The organism is Atlantibacter sp. RC6 (genome assembly GCF_014193285.1).
Classification (GTDB): Bacteria; Pseudomonadota; Gammaproteobacteria; order Enterobacterales; family Enterobacteriaceae; genus Atlantibacter.
The window spans coordinates 217,686-240,796 of record NZ_JACHZE010000001.1 but is presented as its reverse complement, the minus strand read 5'-3'; the positions used below and the strand labels follow the sequence as shown (position 1 = coordinate 240,796).

25 protein-coding genes and 1 other annotated feature are annotated in these 23,111 nt (G+C 55.2%); of the genes, 16 read left to right on the top strand and 9 right to left on the bottom strand.

What is annotated here, in order from left to right; genetic code table 11:
• Positions 1-38 precede the first annotated feature (38 nt).
• The 4 genes from FHW74_RS01135 to hxpB all read right to left on the bottom strand — a co-directional run bounded on the left by FHW74_RS01135 (position 39) and on the right by hxpB (position 3,829).
• A complete protein-coding gene (locus tag FHW74_RS01135) occupies positions 39-1,430 on the bottom strand; it encodes an L-cystine transporter (RefSeq protein ID WP_183168753.1) in 1,392 nt (463 codons plus the stop codon).
• Positions 1,431-1,558: 128 nt separating this feature from the next.
• Positions 1,559-2,149, bottom strand: coding sequence for a metal-dependent hydrolase (locus FHW74_RS01130; protein WP_183168752.1), 591 nt, complete (start codon positions 2,147-2,149; stop codon positions 1,559-1,561).
• 109 nt (positions 2,150-2,258) lie between these two features.
• Complete coding sequence (gene kduD, locus FHW74_RS01125) at positions 2,259-3,020, bottom strand: 2-dehydro-3-deoxy-D-gluconate 5-dehydrogenase KduD (protein ID WP_183168751.1); 762 nt, start codon at positions 3,018-3,020, stop codon at positions 2,259-2,261.
• A 140-nt stretch (positions 3,021-3,160) separates the two neighbouring features.
• Positions 3,161-3,829 carry a hexitol phosphatase HxpB gene (gene hxpB, locus FHW74_RS01120; RefSeq protein ID WP_183168750.1) on the bottom strand — a complete coding sequence of 223 codons (669 nt, stop codon included), beginning with the start codon at positions 3,827-3,829 and terminating at the stop codon, positions 3,161-3,163.
• Between the two features lie 155 nt (positions 3,830-3,984).
• On the opposite strand from hxpB, the gene FHW74_RS01115 reads away from it, so the two are divergent.
• Positions 3,985-4,521 (top strand): YniB family protein, encoded by a 537-nt coding sequence (locus FHW74_RS01115; RefSeq protein WP_183168749.1) that lies wholly within the window; start codon positions 3,985-3,987, stop codon positions 4,519-4,521.
• Positions 4,522-4,550: 29 nt separating this feature from the next.
• Here FHW74_RS01115 and FHW74_RS01110 read toward each other — a convergent pair whose 3' ends face one another.
• The 3 genes from FHW74_RS01110 to pfkB all read right to left on the bottom strand — a co-directional run bounded on the left by FHW74_RS01110 (position 4,551) and on the right by pfkB (position 6,815).
• Positions 4,551-5,411 (bottom strand): fructosamine kinase family protein, encoded by an 861-nt coding sequence (locus tag FHW74_RS01110; protein WP_183168748.1) that lies wholly within the window; start codon positions 5,409-5,411, stop codon positions 4,551-4,553.
• Positions 5,412-5,514: 103 nt separating this feature from the next.
• The gene (gene ghoS / locus FHW74_RS01105) at positions 5,515-5,805 is read right to left on the bottom strand and encodes a type V toxin-antitoxin system endoribonuclease antitoxin GhoS (RefSeq protein WP_183168747.1); all 291 of its coding nucleotides are present in this window, start codon (positions 5,803-5,805) and stop codon (positions 5,515-5,517) included.
• Between the two features lie 80 nt (positions 5,806-5,885).
• Positions 5,886-6,815, bottom strand: a complete 930-nt coding sequence (gene pfkB, locus FHW74_RS01100; RefSeq protein ID WP_183168746.1) for a 6-phosphofructokinase II — start codon at positions 6,813-6,815, stop codon at positions 5,886-5,888.
• Between the two features lie 293 nt (positions 6,816-7,108).
• Here pfkB and FHW74_RS01095 point away from each other — a divergent pair, with 293 nt between their 5' ends.
• The 15 genes from FHW74_RS01095 (at position 7,109) to selO (ending at position 20,902) form a co-directional block, all read left to right on the top strand.
• Positions 7,109-7,867 (top strand): YdiY family protein, encoded by a 759-nt coding sequence (locus FHW74_RS01095; protein WP_183168745.1) that lies wholly within the window; start codon positions 7,109-7,111, stop codon positions 7,865-7,867.
• A 347-nt stretch (positions 7,868-8,214) separates the two neighbouring features.
• The gene (gene thrS / locus FHW74_RS01090; protein ID WP_183168744.1) at positions 8,215-10,143 is read left to right on the top strand and encodes a threonine--tRNA ligase; all 1,929 of its coding nucleotides are present in this window, start codon (positions 8,215-8,217) and stop codon (positions 10,141-10,143) included.
• Between the two features lie 3 nt (positions 10,144-10,146).
• Positions 10,147-10,689, top strand: coding sequence for a translation initiation factor IF-3 (gene infC, locus FHW74_RS01085; RefSeq protein WP_040459472.1), 543 nt, complete (start codon positions 10,147-10,149; stop codon positions 10,687-10,689).
• A 98-nt stretch (positions 10,690-10,787) separates the two neighbouring features.
• On the top strand, positions 10,788-10,985 hold the full coding sequence (rpmI, locus tag FHW74_RS01080; RefSeq protein WP_001124225.1) for a 50S ribosomal protein L35: 198 nt from the start codon (positions 10,788-10,790) through the stop codon (positions 10,983-10,985).
• 47 nt (positions 10,986-11,032) lie between these two features.
• Entirely contained in the window at positions 11,033-11,389 is a 357-nt protein-coding gene (rplT, locus tag FHW74_RS01075) for a 50S ribosomal protein L20 (RefSeq protein WP_000124849.1), read from the top strand.
• A 115-nt stretch (positions 11,390-11,504) separates the two neighbouring features.
• Positions 11,505-11,628 (top strand) — a sequence feature (Phe leader region).
• On the top strand, positions 11,510-11,554 hold the full coding sequence (gene pheM, locus FHW74_RS22750; protein WP_001386830.1) for a pheST operon leader peptide PheM: 45 nt from the start codon (positions 11,510-11,512) through the stop codon (positions 11,552-11,554). (Overlaps the previous feature by 45 nt.)
• Before the next feature lie 54 nt (positions 11,629-11,682).
• A complete protein-coding gene (gene pheS / locus FHW74_RS01065; RefSeq protein WP_183168743.1) occupies positions 11,683-12,666 on the top strand; it encodes a phenylalanine--tRNA ligase subunit alpha in 984 nt (327 codons plus the stop codon).
• A 15-nt stretch (positions 12,667-12,681) separates the two neighbouring features.
• Positions 12,682-15,069, top strand: coding sequence for a phenylalanine--tRNA ligase subunit beta (pheT, locus tag FHW74_RS01060; RefSeq protein WP_183168742.1), 2,388 nt, complete (start codon positions 12,682-12,684; stop codon positions 15,067-15,069).
• Between the two features lie 4 nt (positions 15,070-15,073).
• Positions 15,074-15,373 carry an integration host factor subunit alpha gene (gene ihfA / locus FHW74_RS01055; protein ID WP_001229266.1) on the top strand — a complete coding sequence of 100 codons (300 nt, stop codon included), beginning with the start codon at positions 15,074-15,076 and terminating at the stop codon, positions 15,371-15,373.
• Between the two features lie 101 nt (positions 15,374-15,474).
• Positions 15,475-16,452 (top strand): vitamin B12 ABC transporter permease BtuC, encoded by a 978-nt coding sequence (gene btuC / locus FHW74_RS01050; RefSeq protein WP_183168741.1) that lies wholly within the window; start codon positions 15,475-15,477, stop codon positions 16,450-16,452.
• 30 nt (positions 16,453-16,482) lie between these two features.
• Positions 16,483-17,034, top strand: coding sequence for a glutathione peroxidase (locus tag FHW74_RS01045; protein ID WP_183168740.1), 552 nt, complete (start codon positions 16,483-16,485; stop codon positions 17,032-17,034).
• Positions 17,034-17,780 carry a vitamin B12 ABC transporter ATP-binding protein BtuD gene (gene btuD, locus FHW74_RS01040; RefSeq protein ID WP_183168739.1) on the top strand — a complete coding sequence of 249 codons (747 nt, stop codon included), beginning with the start codon at positions 17,034-17,036 and terminating at the stop codon, positions 17,778-17,780. Before FHW74_RS01045 ends, btuD begins: the two co-directional genes overlap by 1 nt.
• A gap of 83 nt (positions 17,781-17,863) precedes the next feature.
• Positions 17,864-18,328 (top strand): NlpC/P60 family protein, encoded by a 465-nt coding sequence (locus FHW74_RS01035; protein ID WP_183168738.1) that lies wholly within the window; start codon positions 17,864-17,866, stop codon positions 18,326-18,328.
• 347 nt (positions 18,329-18,675) lie between these two features.
• Positions 18,676-19,395, top strand: coding sequence for an EAL domain-containing protein (locus FHW74_RS01030; protein ID WP_183168737.1), 720 nt, complete (start codon positions 18,676-18,678; stop codon positions 19,393-19,395).
• 61 nt (positions 19,396-19,456) lie between these two features.
• Positions 19,457-20,902: a protein adenylyltransferase SelO gene (selO, locus tag FHW74_RS01025; RefSeq protein ID WP_183168736.1), complete on the top strand. Its 1,446-nt coding sequence runs from the start codon at positions 19,457-19,459 to the stop codon at positions 20,900-20,902.
• Positions 20,903-20,943: 41 nt separating this feature from the next.
• On the opposite strand, the gene aroH is transcribed toward selO, so the two are convergent.
• Positions 20,944-21,990 carry a 3-deoxy-7-phosphoheptulonate synthase AroH gene (aroH, locus tag FHW74_RS01020; RefSeq protein ID WP_183168735.1) on the bottom strand — a complete coding sequence of 349 codons (1,047 nt, stop codon included), beginning with the start codon at positions 21,988-21,990 and terminating at the stop codon, positions 20,944-20,946.
• A 154-nt stretch (positions 21,991-22,144) separates the two neighbouring features.
• A complete protein-coding gene (locus FHW74_RS01015) occupies positions 22,145-22,978 on the bottom strand; it encodes a pyruvate, water dikinase regulatory protein (RefSeq protein ID WP_125293472.1) in 834 nt (277 codons plus the stop codon).
• Between the last annotated feature and the right edge of the window lie 133 nt (positions 22,979-23,111).

Genomic DNA, 23,111 nt, shown 5'->3' with positions numbered 1-23,111 from the left:
ATTATTCGTAATGCGGTTTTTTTGTTGCCGAAAGGCGATTAACGGTGCGCGAGTTCGGTTTCTTCTTCGCTGTTAAGAATCGCTTTATCGGTTTGCTTCAGCCACTGGCTGGTCAGCGTACCGGCAGTCATCGAACCGCTCACGTTCAGCGCAGTACGACCCATATCGATCAGCGGCTCAACGGAGATCAGCAGTGCGACCAGGGTGACCGGCAGACCCATCGCCGGCAAAACGATCAGCGCGGCGAAGGTTGCTCCGCCGCCCACGCCGGCAACGCCTGCGGAGCTCACGGTCACAATGCCCACCAGGGTGGCAATCCACATCGGATCCAGCGGGTTGATGCCCACGGTCGGAGCCACCATCACCGCCAGCATCGCCGGGTAGAGACCCGCGCAGCCGTTCTGGCCGATGGTTGCGCCAAAGGAGGCGGCAAAGCTGGCAATGGATTCCGGCACGCCCAGACGACGGGTTTGCGCTTCCACGTTCAGCGGAATCGACGCGGCGCTGGAGCGGCTGGTAAACGCAAAGGTCAGCACCGGCCACACTTTACGGAAATACTTCAGCGGGCTCACGCCGTTAACCGCCAGCAGCAGGCCGTGTACCACAAACATAATCCCCAGGCCCAGGTACGAGGCGACCACGAAGCTGCCCAACTTGATGATGTCCTGAAGGTTAGAACTGGCGACCACTTTGGTCATCAGCGCCATCACGCCGTAGGGGGTCAACTGCATCACCAGGCGAACCAGCTTCATCACCCAGCTTTGCAGCGTGTCGATGGCAATCAGCACGCGCTCGCCTTTCGGCGCATCGTCTTTCAGCAGTTTCAACGCCGCCACGCCGAGGAACGCCGCGAAAATCACCACGCTGATGATCGACGTCGGGTTCGCGCCGGTCAGATCGGCAAACGGGTTTTTCGGGATAAATGACAGCAGCAGCTGCGGCACGCTCAGGTCGGCCACTTTACCGGCGTAGTTGCTTTCAATGGCGCTCAGACGGGCGGTTTCCGCCGTGCCCTGCACCAGGCCTTCTGCGGTCAGGCCGAACAGGTTGGTCACCAGCACACCCACCAGCGCCGCGATAAGCGTGGTGAACAGCAGGGTGCCGATGGTCAGCAGGCTGATTTTACCGAGCTGGGAGGCGTTATGCAGACGGGCGACCGCGCTCAGGATAGAGGCGAACACCAGCGGCATCACGATCATTTGCAGCAGTTGCACATAGCCGTTGCCGACCACGTTAAACCACTGGATAGAGGTTTTCAGGACCGGGCTATCCGCGCCGTAAATGGCATGCAGAACGCAGCCAAACACCACGCCGATCACCAGACCCACTAATACTTTTTTAGCCAGACTCCACTGCCGGTGGCGGGTTTGCGCCAGCAACAGCAAGAGGATAACGAACACCACAATGTTCGCTATTAATGGAAAATTCATCCCCGTTCTCCTGTTTCACTGACAGGCTCGAAGCGGCCCGTCTTTATGGCGCCAAGGGTAACAGAAGACGCAGGGGGTGCTTATAATCAAATGGAATGGGTTATATCCAAACGTGTTTTTTCGCTGGTTTAACGCTCGGTCTGGTGGTGAATAAAGCGATCGAACTGGTTTTGCAGTGAATTAATCATCTGGGACGACCAGCGGATAGCGCTATTCTCTGGCAAGCCCTGGGGCATCCAGACCGCATAAACAAAGAACGCCATGCACAGCACCCGCTCCAGTTGGTTGCCTTTTTGCGGCATCAGGATCGGCAAGCGAAAGCGCCAGCGGCAGGGCCACAGCAGCGGCACGCCGGCAGGCGTCAACATATCCGCCAGAATATGGCTGAGATAACCCAGCACCATGCCCTGAATGGCGTCCGCCGGAATGATCCAGCTGTCAGGCACTTTAAGGTAGAACAGCGTCAGGGCGATAAACACCGCCAGCAAACTGTGGGTAAAGCCCCGATGGCCGAAAGCCCGGGCAACGGGTTTTGAGATCCACTTTAGCCGCTGGCCGAGCAGCGACTTTGGGTGATCGATATCCGGCAGCAGGCAAGTCAAAATAGCCGACGGAACAATATGCCACCAGTCCCCCTGCGCCAGCACAGGAGTGAGTTCGGCATTTTTGGCAAACACCGCACACGCAATGGAGAAAAAGAGGTGGCCTTCCGCCGTCATGTTAAAAAACCCAGAAAAATGCTGCCTGTCGATTCATCCAGTATAGGGTTTTTATACAGTAGACGGAAGCGGTGACGGTGTAACTCTTTGTCACCGACATATCATCGTGTTAGCGCGCCAGCCAGCCGCCATCGACGGCAATGGTGTAACCGTTGATATAAGCCGAGGCATCAGAGGCTAAAAATACCACCGGACCCTGTAAATCCGCCGGCTCGCCCCAGCGACCGGCGGGGATGCGATCCAGGATCTCCTGGTTGCGGGCGGCGTCGTCGCGCAGTTGCTGAGTGTTGTTGGTGGCCATATAGCCCGGGGCGATAGCGTTAACGTTGATGTGATGCGTTGCCCACTCATTGGCCAGTAGCCGGGTTAAACCCAGCACGCCGCTTTTCGACGCGGTATAAGAGGGCACACGGATGCCGCCCTGGAAGGAGAGCATCGAGGCGATATTAATGATTTTGCCGCCGCCGCCCTGGGCGATAAATTGCCGGGCCACCGCCTGGGATAAGAAAAACACCGACTTTAGATTCAGGTTCATCACATCGTCCCAGTCTTGCTCGCTGAAGTTCAACGCGTCTTCCCGGCGAATAGTACCGGCGTTATTAACCAGAATATCTACCCGACCCATGCGTTCTACGGCGGTCTGTACAATGGCGTTGATATCATCCTGACGGCTTAAGTCAGCCTGAATGGCGGTAAAACGCCGCCCCAGCGCCGTGACTTTTTGCTCAGTATCGTGCGGGATTTTACGGTTCACGCCGACGATATCGCATCCCGCCTGGGCAAGCCCCAGCGCCATTCCCTGGCCCAGCCCGGTGTCACAACCGGTCACAATCGCGACTTTACCCGCAAGGTTAAATGCCTCAAGAATCATAATGTCCTCATTATCTGCTGGATGGTATCGACATGATCATAGGCGGGGAAAACAAAATAACCAGATAAAAATAAAACAATGTTTCAAAAATATGATGAGGGTATAAAAAAGACGGCCTGAGCCGTCTTTATGGCGGGAAGTTAACCCTTCAAATGGCTATGGGTGAGCTGTTCCAGGGAGTCGAGTTTGGCGTCGGCTAATACCCAGCGCGGATCGGCGCGGTTTTCGGCGGCGGGAACCACAATTGAGCGCATGCGCGCCGCTTTGGTGGCAATCATCCCGTTGACCGAGTCTTCCAGCGTGACGCAGCACAGCGGGTCGACGCCCAGCTTAGCGGCGGCATCCAGATAAACCTGCGGGTGCGGTTTGCTGTACGGCAGTTTTTCCGCCGAGGAGACGGCATCAAACTGATCGCGCAAACCCAGTATCGACAGGACGCTCTCCAGCATGCGCAGCGGAGACGCCGACGCCAGGCCCACTTTAAGCCCTTGCGCTTTGCATAACGCCACCGCCTCGTTAACGCCTGGCAAGGCAGGGCGCTGCTCTTCAATCAGGGTAATCGCCCGGGTGATGATGCGATCGGTCACTTCCGCTTTCGAAGGGCCGTTCCAGGGCTGGTGGATAAACCACAGATCCACCACTAAATCGATGCGTAAACCTAATGTATCCGGCAATTCATGGCGGCGGGAAACATCTACGCCAAGCGTCGCCATGATCTCCAGTTCCGCTTTATCCCAGAGCGGTTCTGAATCAATAAGCAGGCCATCCATATCGAAAATCGCGGCGAGGATCGGGCGCGAATCAGGCATCGGTAATCACTCCTGTGGTTAACATGTTGTGTTATCAATAGCCTGAAAATCAGCTTATCGCTACCGCTTTGTGAATTTCACAGTAAACTTCAGGCGGAATATCTGTTGAACAGGTAGACTTGTTTCGAGAATGTAGCGTCTTAAAAGGGGAACCAATGACGTATCAACAAGCTGGACGCATTGCTGTTGTAAAACGCCTTGCCGGGTGGATCATCTTTATACCGGCGGTTATTTCAACACTGATTTCAGTACTAAAATTTATGTATGAGCACAGCGAAAAGCAGCCGGGCATCAATGCCGTGATGCTGGATTTCGCCCATATCATGATTGATATGATGCGCTTCAATACACCGTTTCTGAATTTTTTCTGGTACAACTCGCCGCTGCCTGACTTTCAGCATCAGGCCAACATCGGCTTCTGGGTTATCTTTATTTTGATTTTCGTCGGGCTGGCGCTGCAGGCTTCCGGCGCGCGGATGAGCCGCCAGGCGCGTTTCCTGCGCGAGGGGATTCAGGATCAGTTGATTCTGGAGCAGGCGAAAGGGGCCGACGGGCTGACCAAAGCGCAGCTTGAAGAGCGCATTGTAGTGCCGCGCCATACCATCTTCCTGCAGATATTCCCGCTGTATATCCTGCCGGTGATTGTGATTATCGCCGGGTATTTCTTCTTTAAGCTGCTGGGCTTTATTTAAAATAACGCTCCCGGTGGGGAGCGTTGTCGTTAAGCCGCGAGAATCCTCTCCAGCGCCTTTTGCGCCGCCACCAGATGATTACCGCCAAACAAAATGGCGCGGTTCAACAGGGTATATAACTGGTACAGCGGCTGGCGCTGCAGGAAGCCCGCGGGCAGGGGAGAAACGGACTGGTAGCCGTCGTAGATTTGCGGCGGCTGGTCAGGGTGCAGCGGCAGCATCGCCAGATCGCACTCCCTGTCGCCCCAGTAACAGGCCGGGTCAAAAATATATGGCCCGTCCGGCCCCAGCGCGCAGTTGCCGGACCATAAATCGCCATGCAGTAACGACGGCTGCGGCTGGTGGGACGCCAGTTGCGCCGCGACGACATCAACGATCAAGTCGATATCGCCAAACTCCAGCCCTTTTTCCGCCGCCAGCTCAAGCTGCCAGCCGATGCGCTGCTCGGCGAAAAACGTCGACCACTTGCGTTGCCAGGCGTTGGGTTGCGGGGTGGTAGAGAGATCGTTGTCAAAATCGAGGCCGAACTGCGGCTGGTCGCTCCACTGGTGGAGGCGAGCCAGTTGCTGGCCGAGCAGGAACGCATTATGGGCATCGAGAGGGCGCGGTTCGAGATACTCCAGCAACACAAAGCTGTAGTCCCGGTCACTGCCGACGCCCCAGACTTCAGGCACCCGAACGGTTTGACTACGGGCAAGCAGGGCGAGTTGGTCAGCCTCTGCGGTGAAAATCGGCAACAGTTCGCGATCGTCACACTTTACGAACACGTCATGGGCGCCGTAACGTACCCGCCACGCGGCGTGGATTTCTCCGCCGGGTAATTCGGTGCGCTGCGTGAGTTCTTGCTCGCCGAACTGCTCTGCTAACAGACGACTGATGGCTTGCCACATAATGTCTCTCCCCAGGTTGCCTGATATTTCATTACCTTAGCGCATTACTACCGGTTAAAAACAGGAACTGGCGCACATCCCGACGCGACAACCTGCCTTTACATCAGGAATCATCCGCCCGCCACGCTTCCCAGGTAGTGATATCCACTTGCGGTTTCTGCCCGAGGGCCGATTCGCCTAAACCTTCCGCCAGTTCTCTGACTTCCTGCTCATCCTGAGCGGTAATCAGCCCAAAGGTATTGATGCCCAGCTCATGCACTTTGCCGTCGTCATCGCTCATGGTGAGCGTAAAACCGCCGCGGGTCAGGTGATTGTTGAGCTCATTAATATCCGTCAGGTTTTCTTCGTGAAAGCGAAACGTGACAACGTAACGCTTAATGTCTCCTGTAGCCATCATACACCTCGTTGTTTACCCGAAAGATTTCAGCATAGCCGATGCGCTAATGAATCGCGCAATTAATGACCAGGCTGCGGTTAGCTTTGCAAATACTGATAAATCTTTTCCGTGTTCTCCTGGGAACAAAGCCGCGTTCCCTGATTCAATGTTGCTGCGCTCCCGGCTGCCACACCGTAGCGCACCATCTCCAGCAGCGGGGCGTGTTGGGCGAGTTTCAACGTCATTGCGCCGACCATGCTGTCGCCCGCGCCGACGGTGCTTTGGCTTTTCACCGGCGGGGGAACCACCTGCACACAATCCGTTTCGTCAACGCCTAACGCGCCCTGCGGACCGAGTGACACCACGACGCGTTTGGCTTTACCGCTGCGTACCAGCTCCTGCGCCGCCTGGCGCACATCGTCAGGCTGGGTTAAATCCCGTCCCACCAGCGCAGCCAGCTCTTTCTGGTTGGGTTTCACCAGCTCAATCCCGCCGATATCCAGCGCAGCGGCCAGCGCTTCGCCGGAGCTGTCGATAATGCAGCGCAGGCCGTTTTGCTGGGCGCGGGCGATCAATTGGGTAAAATCCGCCAGCTCAACGCCCGGCGGCAGGCTGCCGCTCACCACCAGCAGCGAACCGGATTCAATAGCCAGCACTTTTTCCTCCAGTTGCCGGAACTCCTCCTGCGACAGGTGCGCGCCGGGCATCACAAAGCGGTACTGTTCGCCGCTGGCTTCAACGTGGACGTGCAGGTTCTGGCGCGTCCAGTCCTGTGACGAAATGGTATCAACGCTGACGTTTTCTTCTGCCAGCAGAGCGGTGAGATGCTCGCCGGTGGCGCCGCCAGCGGGGAACAGCGCCGTGGCGTTGCCGCCTAAGTGGCTGATGGCGCGGGCAACGTTAATCCCGCCGCCGCCGGGTTCAAATACCGGTGCGGTACAACGTAATTTCCCTTCAGGGTAGATTTGCGGGGTGACTGTCGCGCTGTCCAGGGAGGGGGCGAGCGTCAGGGTGAATACCGGAACCATATAACCTCCTTTTGAATGGGCTGACCTAAGCGTAGCACTCATGACGTGAGGAAGTGTCAATTAACACTATGATTTTTAATATGAATAGCACTTAAGGTTCACGCATTATCCTTATGAAATAAAAGCGGTTTTCAGATCTCTCTTATACAAAAAATGATTCAGGAACTCATTGCTATGTAATTCGTGGCTTTTTATAATTTGTTACCTTTCCCGTGGACCGGTTCGTTGATCCTGTGGAGAGTTTCCGGGACCGTGATGGTCTCTTTTTTTGTTGTGCGGACCTTAAAAATTAAATGAAGCTTTTAAAGACAGTACCCGCAGTGGTTATGCTGGCGGGGAGCGCGTTGTTCAGTCATTTCGCAACCGCTGATGATTCCGTTTTTACTGTCATGGATGATCCTTCCAGCGCGAAAAAGCCTTTTGAAGGCTATCTCAACGGTGGTTATCTGGCGCAGTCTGGCAATACCACCAGCTCCTCTCTGACCGCAGATAGCGCGCTGACCTGGTACGGCAGCACTACCGCGTGGTCTTTGTGGGGAAATGCCAGCAACAACTCTTCCAACGACGAACGTTCTTCCGAGAAATATGCGTTGGGTGGCCGTAGCCGTTACAACATGACCGACGCCGACTACCTGTTTGGGCAGGGCAGCTGGTTGACCGACCGTTACAACGGTTACCACGAGCGTGACGTGATCACCGCCGGTTACGGTCGCCAGTTCCTCAACGGACCGGTTCACAGCCTGCGTTTTGAATTCGGTCCGGGTGTGCGTTACGACGAATACACCGACGGCACTGACAAAACCCAGGCGCTGGGCTACGCCTCTGGCGCTTACGCATGGCAGTTCACCGACAACGCGAAATTCACCCAGGGTGTTTCCGTGTTCGGCGCGGACGATACCACTGTAAACTCCGAAACCGCGCTGAATGTGGCGATTAATGAACACTTCGGATTGAAAGTGGCTTACAACGTCACCTGGAACTCCAACCCGCCGGCCACCGCGCCCGATCACACCGATACCCGCACTTCCGTTACGCTGGGCTACAAAATGTGATTGTCCAGGCCGGTTTGCCCCGGCCTGTTTTCTTTTCTCTCTTCACCTGCTTGATCGGGTCAAAATAATCCTGACCGACGCCGTTTTTTTGTGATTAACCGTCGCGGTTATGGCTTATTGTTGCGGCTTGAATCGATAGAGTCTTTAACCCCTTGCAGATGATGTGTAATATTGCAAGCGGTGTTATCAACTGGCGGGCCGAGGTATTTGCAGCGTTTCGTACGCCGTAAGGTACATATTTCGCAGAGTGTAGCGGGAATCAGCTCATAACCTGTTGATAATGATTGAATATTACTATTTCGTATGTGATCTTTCGTGTGGGTCACCACTGCGAATAAGGACAAAAAATGCCCGTTATTACTCTTCCTGATGGCAGCCAACGCCATTATGACCACGCTGTAAGCCCCATGGATGTTGCCCTGGACATTGGTCCGGGTCTCGCAAAAGCCTGTATCGCAGGCCGCGTTAATGGTGAATTAGTCGATGCCAGCGACCTGATCGAACAGGACGCGCAACTGGCTATTATCACCGCAAAGGATGACGAAGGACTGGAGATTATCCGCCACTCCTGCGCGCACTTACTGGGTCATGCCATTAAACAACTCTGGCCGAACACCAAAATGGCGATCGGTCCGGTAGTGGATAATGGTTTCTACTATGACGTTGATCTGGAAAACACCCTGACCCAGGAAGATCTCGACGCCCTCGAAAAGCGGATGCACGAGCTGGCTGAGAAAAATTACGACGTGATCAAGAAAAAGGTCAGCTGGCATGAAGCCCGCGAAACCTTCGTGAACCGTGGCGAAAGCTACAAGGTTTCCATTCTTGACGAAAACATCGCTCATGATGACAAGCCTGGCTTATATCATCATGAAGAATATGTGGATATGTGCCGCGGCCCGCACGTGCCGAATATGCGTTTCTGCCACCACTTCAAATTAATGAAAACGGCAGGGGCCTACTGGCGCGGCGACAGCAACAACAAGATGCTGCAACGTATCTACGGCACCGCCTGGGCGGATAAAAAAGCCCTCAACGCCTATTTGCAGCGTTTAGAAGAAGCCGCGAAGCGCGATCACCGTAAAATCGGCAAGCAGCTCGACCTGTATCACATGCAGGAAGAAGCACCGGGTATGGTGTTCTGGCACAACGACGGCTGGACTATCTTCCGTGAACTGGAAGTGTTCGTTCGCTCCAAGCTGAAAGAGTACCAGTACCAGGAAGTGAAAGGTCCGTTCATGATGGACCGCGTACTGTGGGAAAAAACCGGCCACTGGGAAAACTACAAGGATGCGATGTTCACCACCTCTTCCGAGAACCGTGAATACTGCATCAAACCGATGAACTGCCCGGGCCACATTCAGATCTTCAACCAGGGACTGAAATCCTACCGCGATCTGCCGCTGCGTATGGCGGAGTTCGGCAGCTGCCACCGTAACGAGCCGTCAGGCGCGCTGCATGGCCTGATGCGCGTGCGCGGCTTTACCCAGGACGACGCTCACATTTTCTGTACTGAAGAGCAGGTACGTGACGAAGTAAACGGCTGTATTCGCCTGGTTTACGACATGTACAGCACCTTCGGTTTCGAGAAAATCGTGGTGAAACTGTCGACTCGCCCGGAAAAACGTATCGGTAGCGATGAGATGTGGGATCGCGCCGAGGCGGACCTGGCGGTCGCGCTGGAAGAAAACGGTATTCCGTTTGAGTACCAGCTCGGCGAAGGCGCGTTCTACGGCCCGAAAATCGAGTTTACTCTGTACGATTGCCTCGATCGCGCCTGGCAATGTGGTACAGTTCAGCTAGACTTCTCGCTGCCGCAGCGTCTTGGCGCGTCGTATGTTGCTGAAAACAACGACCGTCAGGTGCCGGTCATGATCCACCGCGCCATTCTGGGCTCCATGGAACGCTTCATCGGTATTCTGACCGAAGAGTTCGCGGGCTTCTTCCCGACATGGCTGGCGCCGGTGCAAGTGGTGGTGATGAATATCACCGATTCGCAGTCCGAATACGTTAACGAATTGACCCGTAAACTACAAAATGCGGGCATTCGAGTAAAAGCGGACTTGAGAAACGAGAAGATTGGCTTTAAAATCCGCGAGCACACATTACGTCGTGTCCCTTATATGTTGGTCTGCGGTGATAAAGAGGTCGAATCTGGCAAAGTGGCCGTTCGTACCCGCCGAGGTAAAGACCTGGGCAGTATCGACGTGAACGAAGTGATTGAGAAGCTGCAGCAAGAGATTCGCAGCCGCAATCTTCATCAACTGGAGGAATAAAGTATTAAAGGCGGAAAACGAGTTCAAACGGCGCGCCCAAATCGCATCAATGGTGAGATTCGCGCACAAGAGGTTCGCTTAACGGGTTTGGAAGGCGAGCAGATTGGTATTGTCAGTCTGAGAGAAGCTCTTGAAAAGGCTGAAGAAGCCGGGGTTGATTTAGTTGAAATCAGTCCTAACGCCGAACCGCCAGTTTGCCGCATAATGGACTACGGCAAGTTCCTCTATGAAAAGAGTAAATCTTCTAAGGAACAGAAGAAAAAACAGAAAGTTATCCAGGTTAAGGAAATTAAGTTCCGCCCTGGTACTGACGAAGGCGACTATCAGGTAAAACTCCGCAGCCTGATTCGCTTTCTCGAAGAAGGCGATAAGGCCAAAATCACGCTGCGTTTCCGCGGTCGTGAGATGGCCCACCAACAGATCGGTATGGAAGTGCTTAATCGCGTGAAAGAAGATCTGAATGAACTGGCAGTAGTCGAATCCTTCCCAACGAAGATCGAAGGCCGCCAGATGATTATGGTGCTCGCTCCTAAGAAGAAACAGTAAGGCCTTCAAGTAACAATGTCTGTGGAGCCTTAGGGCTTCACAGATTTTGTTCGCCCTACGTTTCGTTTAATCAACAATGCGAAGTGGAAGTTATTAAAATGCCAAAAATCAAGACCGTACGCGGTGCTGCTAAGCGCTTCAAAAAAACCGGTAAAGGTGGTTTTAAGCACAAGCACGCTAACCTGCGTCATATTCTGACTAAAAAAGCGACCAAGCGTAAACGTCACCTGCGCCCGAAAGCCATGGTTTCCAAAGGCGATCTGGGTCTGGTCATCGCGTGCCTGCCGTACGCATAAGCCGTTTAACTTTTAACTTTTTTACAGAATAGAAACAGGAGAGCACTATGGCTCGCGTAAAACGTGGTGTAATTGCACGTGCACGTCACAAGAAAATTTTGAAACAAGCTAAAGGCTACTACGGTGCGCGTTCACGCGTTTACCGCGTTGCCTTCCAGGCTGTTATCAAAGCTGGTCAGTATGCTTACCGTGACCGTCGTCAACGTAAGCGTCAGTTCCGTCAACTGTGGATTGCGCGTATCAACGCAGCAGCACGTCAGAACGGTATCTCTTACAGCAAATTCATCAACGGCCTGAAAAAAGCCTCTGTTGAAATCGACCGTAAGATTCTGGCTGACATCGCTGTATTCGACAAAGTGGCATTCTCTGCCCTGGTTGAAAAAGCGAAAGCAGCTCTGGCGTAAGCCAGTTTGAAGGAGGGAGCTTGCTCCCTCTTTTGCTTTCTGGCCTTCGTTTTATTGACATTTCAACCTGATAGCCTTTCAATAGACGAATTCGTTTCCAGTATTAAGGTAACTGCAAGCATGAACGCTGCTATTTTCCGCTTCTTTTTTTACTTTAGCACCTGATCTCAGGGGGCTTGCGCGTAAGAAAGAAACGGAAAATAAACGCCAAAAGCCTCCATCGTGGAGGCTTTTTTTTTGGTCGACAGAACAATCACTACTCAGGCGCATGCGCCACTATTATGAGGAAAACCATGCCACATCTCGCAGAGCTGGTTGCCAGTGCAAAGGCAGCTATAGACCAGGCCTCCGATGTTGCCGCGTTAGAGAATGTACGCGTCGAATATCTGGGCAAGAAAGGGTACATGACCCTTCAAATGACCACCCTGCGTGAACTGCCGCCAGAAGAGCGTCCGGCAGCAGGCGCGGTGATTAACGAAGCCAAAGAGCAGGTACAACAGGCGCTGAACGCCCGTAAGTCCGAGCTCGAAAGCGCTGCGCTGAATGCACGCCTCGCCGCAGAAACCATCGACGTTTCTCTGCCGGGCCGTCGCATCGAGAACGGCGGCCTGCACCCGGTGACCCGCACTATTGATCGTATTGAAAGCTTCTTTGGCGAACTGGGCTTTACCGTGGCGACGGGCCCGGAAATCGAAGACGATTATCACAACTTCGACGCGCTGAATATTCCCGGCCACCACCCGGCGCGCGCCGACCACGATACCTTCTGGTTTGACGCGACCCGTCTGCTGCGCACCCAAACTTCAGGCGTGCAGATCCGCACCATGGAAAACCAGCAGCCGCCGATCCGCATTATCGCGCCAGGCCGCGTCTACCGTAACGATTACGATCAGACCCACACCCCGATGTTCCATCAGATGGAAGGCTTGATTGTCGATAAAAACATCAGCTTCACCAACCTGAAGGGCACGCTGCACGATTTCCTGAACAACTTCTTTGAGGAAGACCTACAGGTTCGTTTCCGTCCGTCCTACTTCCCGTTCACCGAACCCTCCGCGGAAGTTGACGTGATGGGTAAAAACGGCAAATGGCTGGAAGTGCTGGGCTGCGGCATGGTTCACCCGAACGTGCTGCGCAACGTGGGCATCGACCCGGAAGTCTATTCCGGCTTCGCCTTCGGCATGGGCATGGAGCGTCTGACCATGCTGCGTTACGGCGTCACCGATCTGCGCGCCTTCTTCGAAAACGATTTACGTTTCCTCAAACAGTTTAAATAAGGGCAGGACTATCCAATGAAATTCAGTGAACTCTGGTTACGTGAATGGGTAAATCCCGCCATTGATAGCGAGGCGCTGTCCGGGCAAATCACCATGGCTGGCCTCGAAGTGGACGGCGTGGATGCCGTTGCCGGCGCGTTTCACGGCGTGGTAGTGGGTGAGGTGGTTGAATGCGGTCAGCATCCTAACGCCGACAAACTGCGCGTGACAAAAGTCAACGTGGGCGGTGAGCGTCTGCTGGACATCGTCTGCGGCGCGCCGAACTGCCGTCAGGGCCTGAAAGTGGCCGTGGCGACCGTAGGCGCGGTGCTGCCGGGCGATTTCAAAATTAAAGCGGCTAAACTGCGTGGTGAGCCGTCTGAAGGCATGCTGTGCTCGTTCTCCGAGCTGGGCATTTCCGACGATCACAGCGGCATTATCGAACTGCCGGCGGATGCGCCGATTGGTACTGATATTCGCGAATACCTGAAGCTCGACGATAACACCATTGAAATCAGCGTCACGCCTAACCGTGCCGACTGTCTGGGGATTATCGGCGTCGCGCGCGACGTGGCTGTGCTGAACAAAGCGCCGCTTAACGAGCCGGAAATGGCGCCGGTCGCCGCCACCATCAACGATACGCTGCCGATTACCGTTGATGCCCCGCAGGCGTGCCCGCGCTATCTGGGCCGCGTGGTTAAAGGCATCAATGTGAAAGCGCCGACGCCGCTGTGGATGAAAGAGAAGCTGCGCCGCTGCGGCATCCGCTCCATTGACGCGGTGGTTGACGTCACCAACTACGTGCTGCTTGAACTGGGCCAGCCGATGCATGCGTTCGATAAAGACCGCATCGACGGCGGCATCGTGGTGCGTATGGCGAAGCCAGGCGAAACCCTGGTACTGCTGGACGGCAGCGAAGCGAAGCTGGATGAAGACACCGTTGTGATCGCCGATCACCACAAAGCGCTGGCGATGGGCGGCATCTTCGGCGGCGAACACTCCGGCGTTAACGATGAAACCCAGAACGTGCTGCTGGAATGCGCGTTCTTCAGCCCGCTGGCGATTACTGGCCGCGCGCGCCGTCACGGTCTGCATACCGATGCTTCTCACCGTTATGAGCGCGGCGTCGATCCGGCGTTGCAGCACAAAGCCATGGAGCGCGCCACCCGTCTGCTGATCGACATCTGCGGCGGCGAAGCGGGCCCGGTGATTGATGTAACCAATGCATCGCATCTGCCTGCGCGCGCCACCATCACGCTGCGCCGCAGCAAGCTGGACCGCCTGATTGGCCATCACATCCCTGATGACCAGGTCAGCGATATTCTGCGCCGTCTGGGCTGCGACGTGACCGAAGGCGAGGGCCAGTGGCAGGCGGTTGCGCCGAGCTGGCGTTTCGATATGGAAATCGAAGAAGATCTGGTGGAAGAAGTGGCGCGTATTTACGGCTACGACAACATCCCTGACGAGCCGGTACAGGCGGGTCTGGTGATGGGTAACCACCGTGAAGCCAACCTGTCGCTCAAGCGCGTGAAAACCCTGCTTAACGACAAAGGCTATCAGGAAGTCATCACCTACAGCTTTGTGGATCCGAAACTTCAACAACGAGTACATCCGGGCGAAGAAGCGCTGATCCTGCCGAACCCAATCGCCAGCGATATGTCGGCGATGCGCCTGTCGCTGTGGACCGGCCTGCTGGGCACGGTGGTCTACAACCAGAACCGTCAACAGAGCCGGGTGCGTATTTTCGAAACCGGTCTGCGCTTTGTGCCGGATACCCAGGCTCCGCTGGGCATTCGTCAGGATGTGATGCTGGCGGGCGCTATCTGCGGCAACCGCGTGGAAGAGCACTGGGACCAGGCGAAAACCGGCGTTGATTTCTACGACATCAAAGGCGATCTGGAATCCGTTCTGGAACTTACCGGTAAACTTTCTGAAATTGAATTTAAAGCGGAAGCCAACCCGGCGCTGCATCCTGGCCAAAGTGCTGCTATATATTTAGAAGGCGAACGCATTGGTTTCATTGGCGTTATTCATCCTGAACTGGAGCGTAGCTTCGATCTGAATGGCCGTACGCTGGTGTTCGAGCTGCTGTGGGACAAGGTTTCTGGCCGTGTTGTGCCGCAAGCTCAGGAAATCTCACGCTTCCCGGCGAACCGCCGTGACATCGCGGTTGTGGTGGCGGAAAACGTTCCCGCAGCGGAAATTTTATCCGAGTGTAAGAAAGTTGGCGCAAATCAGATAGTTGGCGTAAACTTATTTGACGTGTACCGTGGCAAGGGTGTTGAACAGGGCTTTAAGAGCCTTGCCATCAGCCTGATCCTTCAGGATACCAGCCGTACACTCGAAGAAGAGGAGATTGCCACTACCGTTGCCAGATGCGTAGAGGCACTAAAAGAGCGATTCCAGGCATCATTGAGGGATTGAACCTATGGCGCTTACTAAAGCTGAAATGTCAGAATATCTGTTTGATAAGCTTGGACTTAGCAAACGGGATGCCAAAGAACTGGTTGAACTGTTTTTCGAAGAGATCCGTCGTGCTCTGGAAAATGGCGAACAGGTTAAACTTTCCGGCTTCGGGAATTTTGATTTGCGCGATAAAAACCAACGTCCCGGGCGTAACCCAAAAACTGGTGAGGATATTCCCATTACGGCTCGTCGTGTGGTGACCTTCAGACCCGGTCAAAAGCTGAAGAGCCGGGTTGAAAACGCCTCGCCGAAAGAAGAGTAATCTGACGTAATTAAAAAGGCCGCATTGCGCGGCCTTTTTTCTTTGCCTGCCCGTCCGGGCACCGTAGAATCAATCCTCTCTGTAAGCCATTCATTTTATTTATGCATTCATTGATACAGGCACAACGCCGACGGGAACGAACCTGGCTCACCACGCTGACGCTGCTGCTACTGGCGGGGGCGCTAATCAGCCTGTGCGCAGGCGACCTGTGGATCGGCCCCGGCGACTGGTTTTCGCCCACCGGGCAACTGTTCGTCTGGCAAATTCGCCTGCCGCGCACTCTGGCGGTAATGGCGGTGGGCGGCTCGCTGGCGCTGTGCGGCGCTATCCTCCAGGCGCTGTTTGAGAACCCGCTGGCGGAGCCGGGCCTGCTTGGCGTGTCGAACGGCGCGGGCGTCGGGCTCATCGCGGCGATTTTACTGGGGCAGGGCGTGTTGCCGGGCTGGGCGCTGAGCCTTTGCGCTATCGCTGGCGCGCTGCTAATCACGCTTATTCTGCTGCGCTTCGCCAGACGCCATCTCTCCAATAGCCGTCTGTTGCTGGCAGGCGTGGCGCTGGGCATCATTTGCAGCGCCCTGATGACCTGGGCGGTTTATTTCAGCACCAGCCTCGATTTACGCCAGTTGATGTACTGGATGATGGGCGGTTTCGGCGGCGTCGACTGGCGTCAGGGCTGGCTGATGCTGGCGCTGATCCCGGTGATGCTCTGGGTCTGCCGCCAGTCGCATCCGCTTAATGTGCTGGCGCTGGGTGAAATGTCCGCCCGGCAGTTAGGATTGCCGGTCTGGCTGTGGCGCAACCTGCTGGTTATCGCGACCGGCTGGCTGGTGGGGATCAGCGTCGCGCTGGCCGGGTCGATTGGCTTTATTGGCCTGGTTATCCCGCACGTGCTGCGGCTTTGCGGATTGACGGATTACCGGGTGCTGTTGCCCGCCTGTATGGCCGCCGGGGCGGCGGTGCTGTTACTGGCCGATGTGATCGCGCGCCTTGCGCTGTCGTCTGCGGAGCTGCCCATCGGTGTTGTCACTGCGTCTCTCGGCGCGCCGGTATTTATCTGGCTATTATTAAAAGCCCGGTAAAAAACATCACACCATTATAATGAGGTTGCTATGCATAACGACATTTTGAACACTGACGTGACGACCATTGATGGCGTAACCACCACTCTCGAGCCCTGGCGTGGCAACGTGCTGCTGATCGTCAATGTCGCCTCTAAATGCGGCCTGACGCCGCAGTATGAGCAACTGGAGAACATCCACAAGGCCTGGCGCGACCAGGGCTTCGCGGTGCTCGGGTTCCCCTGCAATCAGTTCCTCGGCCAGGAGCCTGGCAGTGAAGAGGAGATCAAAACCTTCTGTAGCACCACTTACGGCGTCACCTTCCCGATGTTCAGCAAAATCGACGTCAATGGTGAAAACCGCCATCCGCTGTATCAGAAATTGATCGACGCCGCGCCAACCGCCGTTGCGCCGGAGGCCAGCGGCTTTTACGAGCGTATGGCGAGCAAAGGCCGCGCGCCGCTTTACCCGGATGACATTCTGTGGAACTTTGAAAAATTCCTCGTGGGGCGTGACGGCCAGGTGGTTCAGCGTTTCTCGCCGGATATGACGCCAGAAGATCCGATTGTGATGGAAGCGATCAAACTGGCACTGGCCAAATAATGACGGTACTGATGTCGCTGGAGGCGGTGCAGGAGCCGGGCAGAGTCGGCCCTGTTACCGCTGAAATCCGCAGAGGGGAGTGGCTGCACCTGGTGGGCCCTAACGGTGCCGGGAAAAGCACGCTGCTCGCCGGGCTGGCAGGGATGCGCCAGCCTGCCGGGACCATCGCCTTTTTGGGGATACCGCTCAACCAGTGGCAGGGCGAGGCGCTGGCGCGGCACCGCGCCTGGCTCACCCAACAGCAAACGCCGCCGTTTGCCATGCCGGTCTGGCACTATCTGGCGCTGCACCGCCATGGAGTCGCCGATGACGCGCTACTGAATGAAATCACCGATGCCCTGGGGCTGACGCGTAAACTTACCCGGCCCGTCAATCAACTGTCCGGCGGCGAATGGCAGCGGGTGCGCCTTGCCGCTGTGATCCTGCAAATTCATCCGCGCAATAATCCCCATGGCGCATTGCTGCTGCTGGATGAACCGATGAATAGCCTGGATGTGGCGCAGCAGGCGGCGTTGGACGAATTGTTGCACCAGCTGTGCGAGCAGGGCGTGAGCATTGTGATGAGCAGCCATGATCTGAACCATACCCTGCGGCGCGCCCATCGCGTCTGGTTGCTGCAAAATGGCACAATGATTGCCCAGGGCAAAAGCCGCGATGTCATGGTCCCCGCGCATCTCAATCCCGTATATGGCATTGACTTCCATCGTGTAGAAGTGGACGGACATACTCTGCTGATCTGCCCGTGAGTTAACGGAACGCGTCTTGCCACGGCTTACGGCTCACGCTAAATTACCTTTCGGGAATAAAGGCTAGAGGATGTGCCTGAAAAATGCGGATGTGGTTCATTGTCATCGCAACATTATTACTGGCGGGCTGTGGGCATCATCATGCGCCGCCGCCAAACGCGCGGCTTTCGGATTCTATTACCGTGATTGCCGAGCTAAACGATCAGCTCAACACCTGGCACGGTACGCCGTACCGCTATGGCGGGATGAGCCGTCACGGTGTCGATTGTTCTGCCTTTGTCCTGGTCACCTTTCGCGATCGTTTTGCGCTGCGTTTACCCCGGCAAACCAGCGAACAAGCCGAGATCGGCACTCGTATTGATAAAGAAGAACTGTTGCCAGGGGATCTGGTGTTCTTTAAAACCGGCTCCGGTGAGAATGGTTTGCACGTCGGAATCTATGATACCGACAATCAATTTATCCATGCTTCCACCAGCCAGGGCGTGATTAAATCATCGCTGGATAATGTGTACTGGAATAAGAAGTTCTGGCAAGCCAGACGTATCTAGATGCCGGTCCGGTTAATTATTTTTGCGTCTGATTTACGATCGCTAGCAGTTAATTCAGTTTAATCCATATCGCAAATGGGTGAGTTTGCCGCCAGTTATTGTCAAAGTACAAATATTGGTAGTGATAGTTTTGTGTACTCTGTAACGATAAATTAAATATATTTACCTAACGTTAACCCTGTTTTGATTACCAGGCTATCTTAGTTACACTGATGCCTGAAAGTGCACGTAATGCATCAACGATTTCAGCCAACATGTTCGTTTTATTCGAATACAGGTAACTGTATTCAGCATAGCCCTGCGAGCGGAGGGATGCCGTTTATTACCCAGTTAATGGGACAGGTAATATGATTATTTCACTCGATAAAGATTATCAGTCAACCCTACTATTCCAGCCGATCAGGAAGGTTAACGGCGCGCTACTGGGAGTAGAGGTGATAGCAAACTTTGCATCACGCGAAGGCGATATCCGTATTCCAACCGATCTGGTTATTCCTCGTATTAGTGAGGATGAACAGTTAATACTATTTTATGAGAAACTCGCGCTGCTGGAACAATTCCGCGTCCATTTTATCAACCATGGACTTTGTGCATGGATAAATATTAATGCTGTCCATGTTGCGGCTATTTTGAGCAATGAAAAACTGGCGACGCGTCTGGCGCAACTCCCTTTTCTGGAATTCACCCTCAGCGAGAATTACCCTGGATTAAATGACGGGAAAGACAATCTCTCTTTACTGACATTTTCACGCCGTTATGCGCTGGTACTGGCAAATTTCGGCGCGGGCGTGGCGACCACCCGTTCTATATTCGACCGCCTTTTTAAACGCATCATCATGGATAAATTTTTTATTCATAAACGTATTAGCGAGCCCTCATTCGAGCCTTTTATGAAAGCTATCGTCGATCAGGTCGCGCCGTTTTGCCACACCATGATCGTGGCGGGCATTGATACCGAGAGCGCGCGCCAGAAAGCGATCAACGTGCGTTTCCACGCCATGCAGGGCAATCTGTGGCCGGTAATGGAGCCCGAAGCGCTGCTGTTTTTGTTGCGCAGTCGCCAATAACCCTCAGGTTGACCCGTGTTTAAACTTTTCGTCAGGCACTACACTGGAAGCAGGAGGCCTGATGAAAAATCCAAAATTTATTACTACCTGGCGTGACGAGCTACCCGGCTTTTACAGCGAGCTCTCGCCGACGCCGCTAAACAATGCGCGTTTGTTCTGGCATAACCCCCAGCTGGCGCAATCTCTGGAACTTCCCGACACTCTGTTCGATTATCATGGCAGCGCAGGCGTATGGGGCGGTGAATCTCTGCTACCGGGCATGTCGCCGCTGGCGCAGGTTTATAGCGGCCATCAGTTTGGCGTCTGGGCGGGGCAGCTCGGCGACGGGCGCGGCATCTTGCTTGGCGAACAGCAACTTCCCGACGGGCGGCGGTTTGACTGGCATCTGAAAGGTGCGGGTCTGACGCCGTATTCCCGAATGGGGGATGGCCGGGCGGTGATCCGCTCGACGCTGCGCGAGTGCCTTGCCAGCGAAGCGATGCATTATCTGGGTATTCCCACCACCCGCGCGTTAAGCATTGTCACCAGCGATACGCCGGTTTACCGCGAAACCGCCGAGCGCGGCGCAATGCTAATGCGTATCGCCGAAAGCCATGTGCGCTTCGGCCACTTCGAGCATTTCTACTACCGGCGCGAACCGGAAAGGGTGCAGCAACTGGCGGAGTATGTGATTCGCCATCATTTCCCGGCGCTGGTCGATGAGCCCGATCGGCTGGCGCTGTTTCTGGAGCAGGTGGTCGCCCGCACCGCAACGCTGATCGCCCGCTGGCAGGCGGTCGGATTCAGCCACGGCGTCATGAACACCGATAATATGTCGATTCTCGGCCTGACGATTGATTACGGGCCCTATGGCTTTATGGACGACTGGCAGCCGCGTTTTATCTGTAATCATTCCGATTACCAGGGGCGCTATGCCTTTGATAACCAGCCGGCGGTAGGCCTGTGGAACTTACAGCGGCTGGCGCAAACCTTCGCGCCGTTCGTCAGCGCTGAGCGGCTCAACGGGCTGCTGGATACCTATCAGGAGGTGTTGCTGCGTGATTACGGCGCGCTGATGCGTGCCAAACTGGGGCTGATGATCCAGCAACACGGCGATAACGAACTGCTGAACGAGTTGTTGGGTATCATGCAGCGTGAAGGCAGCGATTTCACCCGCACGTTCCGCATGCTCAGCGAAACCGAACAGCACTCCGCTGCTTCGCCGTTGCGCGATGAGTTTATCGATCGCGCCGCGTTTGACAGTTGGTTTGGCCGCTACCGCGCGCGTTTGCAACAGGAGCAAGTGACCGACGATGCGCGTCAGGCGGCGATGAAAGCAGTCAACCCGGCAATTGTGCTGCGCAATTACTTAGCGCAGCGCGCGATTGAAGCCGCAGAGCAGGGGGATGCGGGCGAGATGCTGCGCCTGAGCGAGGCGCTGCGCCAGCCCTTTGCCGATCGTGACGATGAGTACAGCCGCCGTCCGCCGGATTGGGGAAAACGGCTGGAGGTCAGTTGTTCCAGTTGATCACACCGATAATTGCCCTCGGACGAGGGCATAGAAATAAGTCAGAAACGGCTTTCCACCGCATCGTTAAGCATGGCGAGTAGCGTTTCGCTATCCTCCCAGCCCAGACACGGGTCGGTAATCGACTGGCCGTAGGCCAGCGGCTTGCCAGACGTGATGGGCTGGTTGCCTTCCTGAATAAAGCTTTCCACCATCACCCCGGCAATCGCGCGGGAACCGTTGCGGATTTGTGTGCAAATATCTTGGCAAACATCCAGCTGGCGGCGGTGTTGCTTCTGGCAGTTGCCGTGGCTGAAGTCCACCACCAGATGCTCCGGCAGATCGAACTGGCGCAGCGCGTCGCAGGCGGCGTTGAGATCGTCGGCGTGATAGTTGGGCTGCTTGCCACCGCGCATGATGATATGCCCGTAAGGGTTGCCGCTGGTCTGGTAAATGGTCATCTGGCCGTGCTTATCCGGCGACAGGAACATATGGCTGGCGCGGGCGGCGCGGATGGCGTCCACCGCGATGCGGGTGTTACCGTCGGTGCCGTTTTTGAATCCCACCGGGCAGGAGAGCGCCGAGGCCATTTCGCGGTGGATCTGGCTTTCGGTGGTGCGCGCGCCAATCGCGCCCCAGCTGATCACGTCGGCAATAAACTGGCCGATCACCATATCAAGAAACTCGGTGGCGGTGGGCACGCCCAGCTCGTTCACGCGCAGCAACAGACGGCGCGCCTGCTCAATACCGTGATTAACGCGGTAGCTGCCGTTGAGATCGGGATCGGAAATCAGGCCTTTCCAGCCCACCACGGTGCGCGGCTTCTCAAAATAGGTGCGCATTACGATTTCCAGCCGTGACTGGTATTTCTCGCGCAGGGTCTGTAAACGCGCCGCGTAATCCATAGCGGCGTCGACATCGTGGATCGAGCAGGGGCCGATAATCACCAGCAGGCGTTTATCGTCGCCGTTTAAAATTTTCTCAATGCGGCGGCGTGAGGCGGTGACGTGTTCAGCAACGCTGGCAGAAACGGGGTAGCGCAGGGCGAGTTCGGCTGGCGTCACCAGCGAATCGATCCGCGCCGTGCGGAGTTCGTCAGTTTTATTCATGGGTGTCTCAAAATTTTGTGCTTCAACGGCTTCAGTACCGGGAAGTGATGGGCATCACAATAAACCAATCCTGATTGATTTCAAGATAAGCGGCTGCGATGGGCCACAATGCGCGACACCCTAACACAGAAAAGCGCACGAGTGTACTAGTAAATTAGTACATGCGGCGATTGAGCCCCATGATATCCAACAATTTTGTCGCCAGCTCTTCCACAGAATAGTTAGTACTGTTGAGATACGGGATCTGATGCTTACGGTACAGGGCTTCGACCTCCGCCACCTCCATCCGGCACTGGCGCATTGAAGCGTAGCGGCTGTTTTCGCGACGCTCTTCGCGGATGGCCGCCAGGCGTTCCGGGTTAATCGTCAGGCCGAACAGTTTATGCTGGAGCGGCTTTAACGCGGCGGGCAGGTTGAGGTTATCCATATCGTCGGCAATAAAGGGGTAGTTGGCGGCGCGGATGCCGAACTGCATCGCCAGATACAGACTGGTAGGGGTTTTACCGCAGCGCGATACGCCCAGTAAAATCACCTGCGCCTGATCGAGGTTACGCATCGAAATACCATCATCATGCGCCAGGGTGTAATCAATCGCAGCGATACGCGCGTCGTATTTATTCAGGTTGGCGGCATTCAGGCCGTGGGTGCGGTGGGCGATGGGCGTCGGGTCGAGCTTCATCTCCTGTTGCAACGGAGCCACCAGCGCCTGGACGATATCCTGACAGAAGCCTTCGCTTTGCAGAATGATGGCGCGAATATCCGGCATCACGATGGAATAAAATACCAGCGGACGCACGCCGGTCTGCTGATAAATGGCGTCGATCTGCTCTTTCACCGCTTTGGCGCGGCTTTCGTTTTCAACAAACGGCAGGGTGATACTGTTAATGGACACCGGGAACTGCGACATGACCGCGTGGCCCAGCACTTCTGCGGTAATTGCCGTTCCGTCGGAAATATAAAACACATGGCGATCGACACTGCTGTCCATAATAACGTCCTGATGAAATTGGGAATATCCTTAAAGGATAATTTAAATCTTCCCATTCTGACATAGCGATCCTCTCATTTTTTGAAAATGAAATGCTGTTTTTATTTAATTTGAAAAGCGGATTTCATTTCCC

Bases quoted from the DNA above. Each gene is read 5' to 3' on its own strand.
- FHW74_RS01135 (WP_183168753.1), bottom strand. From the start codon at position 1,430: ATGAATTTTCCATTAATAGCGAACATTGTGGTGTTCGTTATCCTCTTG.
- selO (WP_183168736.1), top strand. From the start codon at position 19,457: ATGAAAAATCCAAAATTTATTACTACCTGGCGTGACGAGCTACCCGGC.
- FHW74_RS01115 (WP_183168749.1), top strand. From the start codon at position 3,985: ATGACGTATCAACAAGCTGGACGCATTGCTGTTGTAAAACGCCTTGCC.
- hxpB (WP_183168750.1), bottom strand. From the start codon at position 3,829: ATGCCTGATTCGCGCCCGATCCTCGCCGCGATTTTCGATATGGATGGC.
- FHW74_RS01015 (WP_125293472.1), bottom strand. From the start codon at position 22,978: ATGGACAGCAGTGTCGATCGCCATGTGTTTTATATTTCCGACGGAACG.
- rpmI (WP_001124225.1), top strand. From the start codon at position 10,788: ATGCCAAAAATCAAGACCGTACGCGGTGCTGCTAAGCGCTTCAAAAAA.
- ghoS (WP_183168747.1), bottom strand. From the start codon at position 5,805: ATGGCTACAGGAGACATTAAGCGTTACGTTGTCACGTTTCGCTTTCAC.
- thrS (WP_183168744.1), top strand. From the start codon at position 8,215: ATGCCCGTTATTACTCTTCCTGATGGCAGCCAACGCCATTATGACCAC.
- pheS (WP_183168743.1), top strand. From the start codon at position 11,683: ATGCCACATCTCGCAGAGCTGGTTGCCAGTGCAAAGGCAGCTATAGAC.
- FHW74_RS01030 (WP_183168737.1), top strand. From the start codon at position 18,676: ATGATTATTTCACTCGATAAAGATTATCAGTCAACCCTACTATTCCAG.
- FHW74_RS01095 (WP_183168745.1), top strand. From the start codon at position 7,109: ATGAAGCTTTTAAAGACAGTACCCGCAGTGGTTATGCTGGCGGGGAGC.
- FHW74_RS01110 (WP_183168748.1), bottom strand. From the start codon at position 5,411: ATGTGGCAAGCCATCAGTCGTCTGTTAGCAGAGCAGTTCGGCGAGCAA.
- FHW74_RS01045 (WP_183168740.1), top strand. From the start codon at position 16,483: ATGCATAACGACATTTTGAACACTGACGTGACGACCATTGATGGCGTA.
- btuD (WP_183168739.1), top strand. From the start codon at position 17,034: ATGACGGTACTGATGTCGCTGGAGGCGGTGCAGGAGCCGGGCAGAGTC.
- btuC (WP_183168741.1), top strand. From the start codon at position 15,475: ATGCATTCATTGATACAGGCACAACGCCGACGGGAACGAACCTGGCTC.
- FHW74_RS01035 (WP_183168738.1), top strand. From the start codon at position 17,864: ATGCGGATGTGGTTCATTGTCATCGCAACATTATTACTGGCGGGCTGT.
- FHW74_RS01130 (WP_183168752.1), bottom strand. From the start codon at position 2,149: ATGACGGCGGAAGGCCACCTCTTTTTCTCCATTGCGTGTGCGGTGTTT.
- pfkB (WP_183168746.1), bottom strand. From the start codon at position 6,815: ATGGTTCCGGTATTCACCCTGACGCTCGCCCCCTCCCTGGACAGCGCG.
- pheT (WP_183168742.1), top strand. From the start codon at position 12,682: ATGAAATTCAGTGAACTCTGGTTACGTGAATGGGTAAATCCCGCCATT.
- kduD (WP_183168751.1), bottom strand. From the start codon at position 3,020: ATGATTCTTGAGGCATTTAACCTTGCGGGTAAAGTCGCGATTGTGACC.
- ihfA (WP_001229266.1), top strand. From the start codon at position 15,074: ATGGCGCTTACTAAAGCTGAAATGTCAGAATATCTGTTTGATAAGCTT.
- rplT (WP_000124849.1), top strand. From the start codon at position 11,033: ATGGCTCGCGTAAAACGTGGTGTAATTGCACGTGCACGTCACAAGAAA.
- aroH (WP_183168735.1), bottom strand. From the start codon at position 21,990: ATGAATAAAACTGACGAACTCCGCACGGCGCGGATCGATTCGCTGGTG.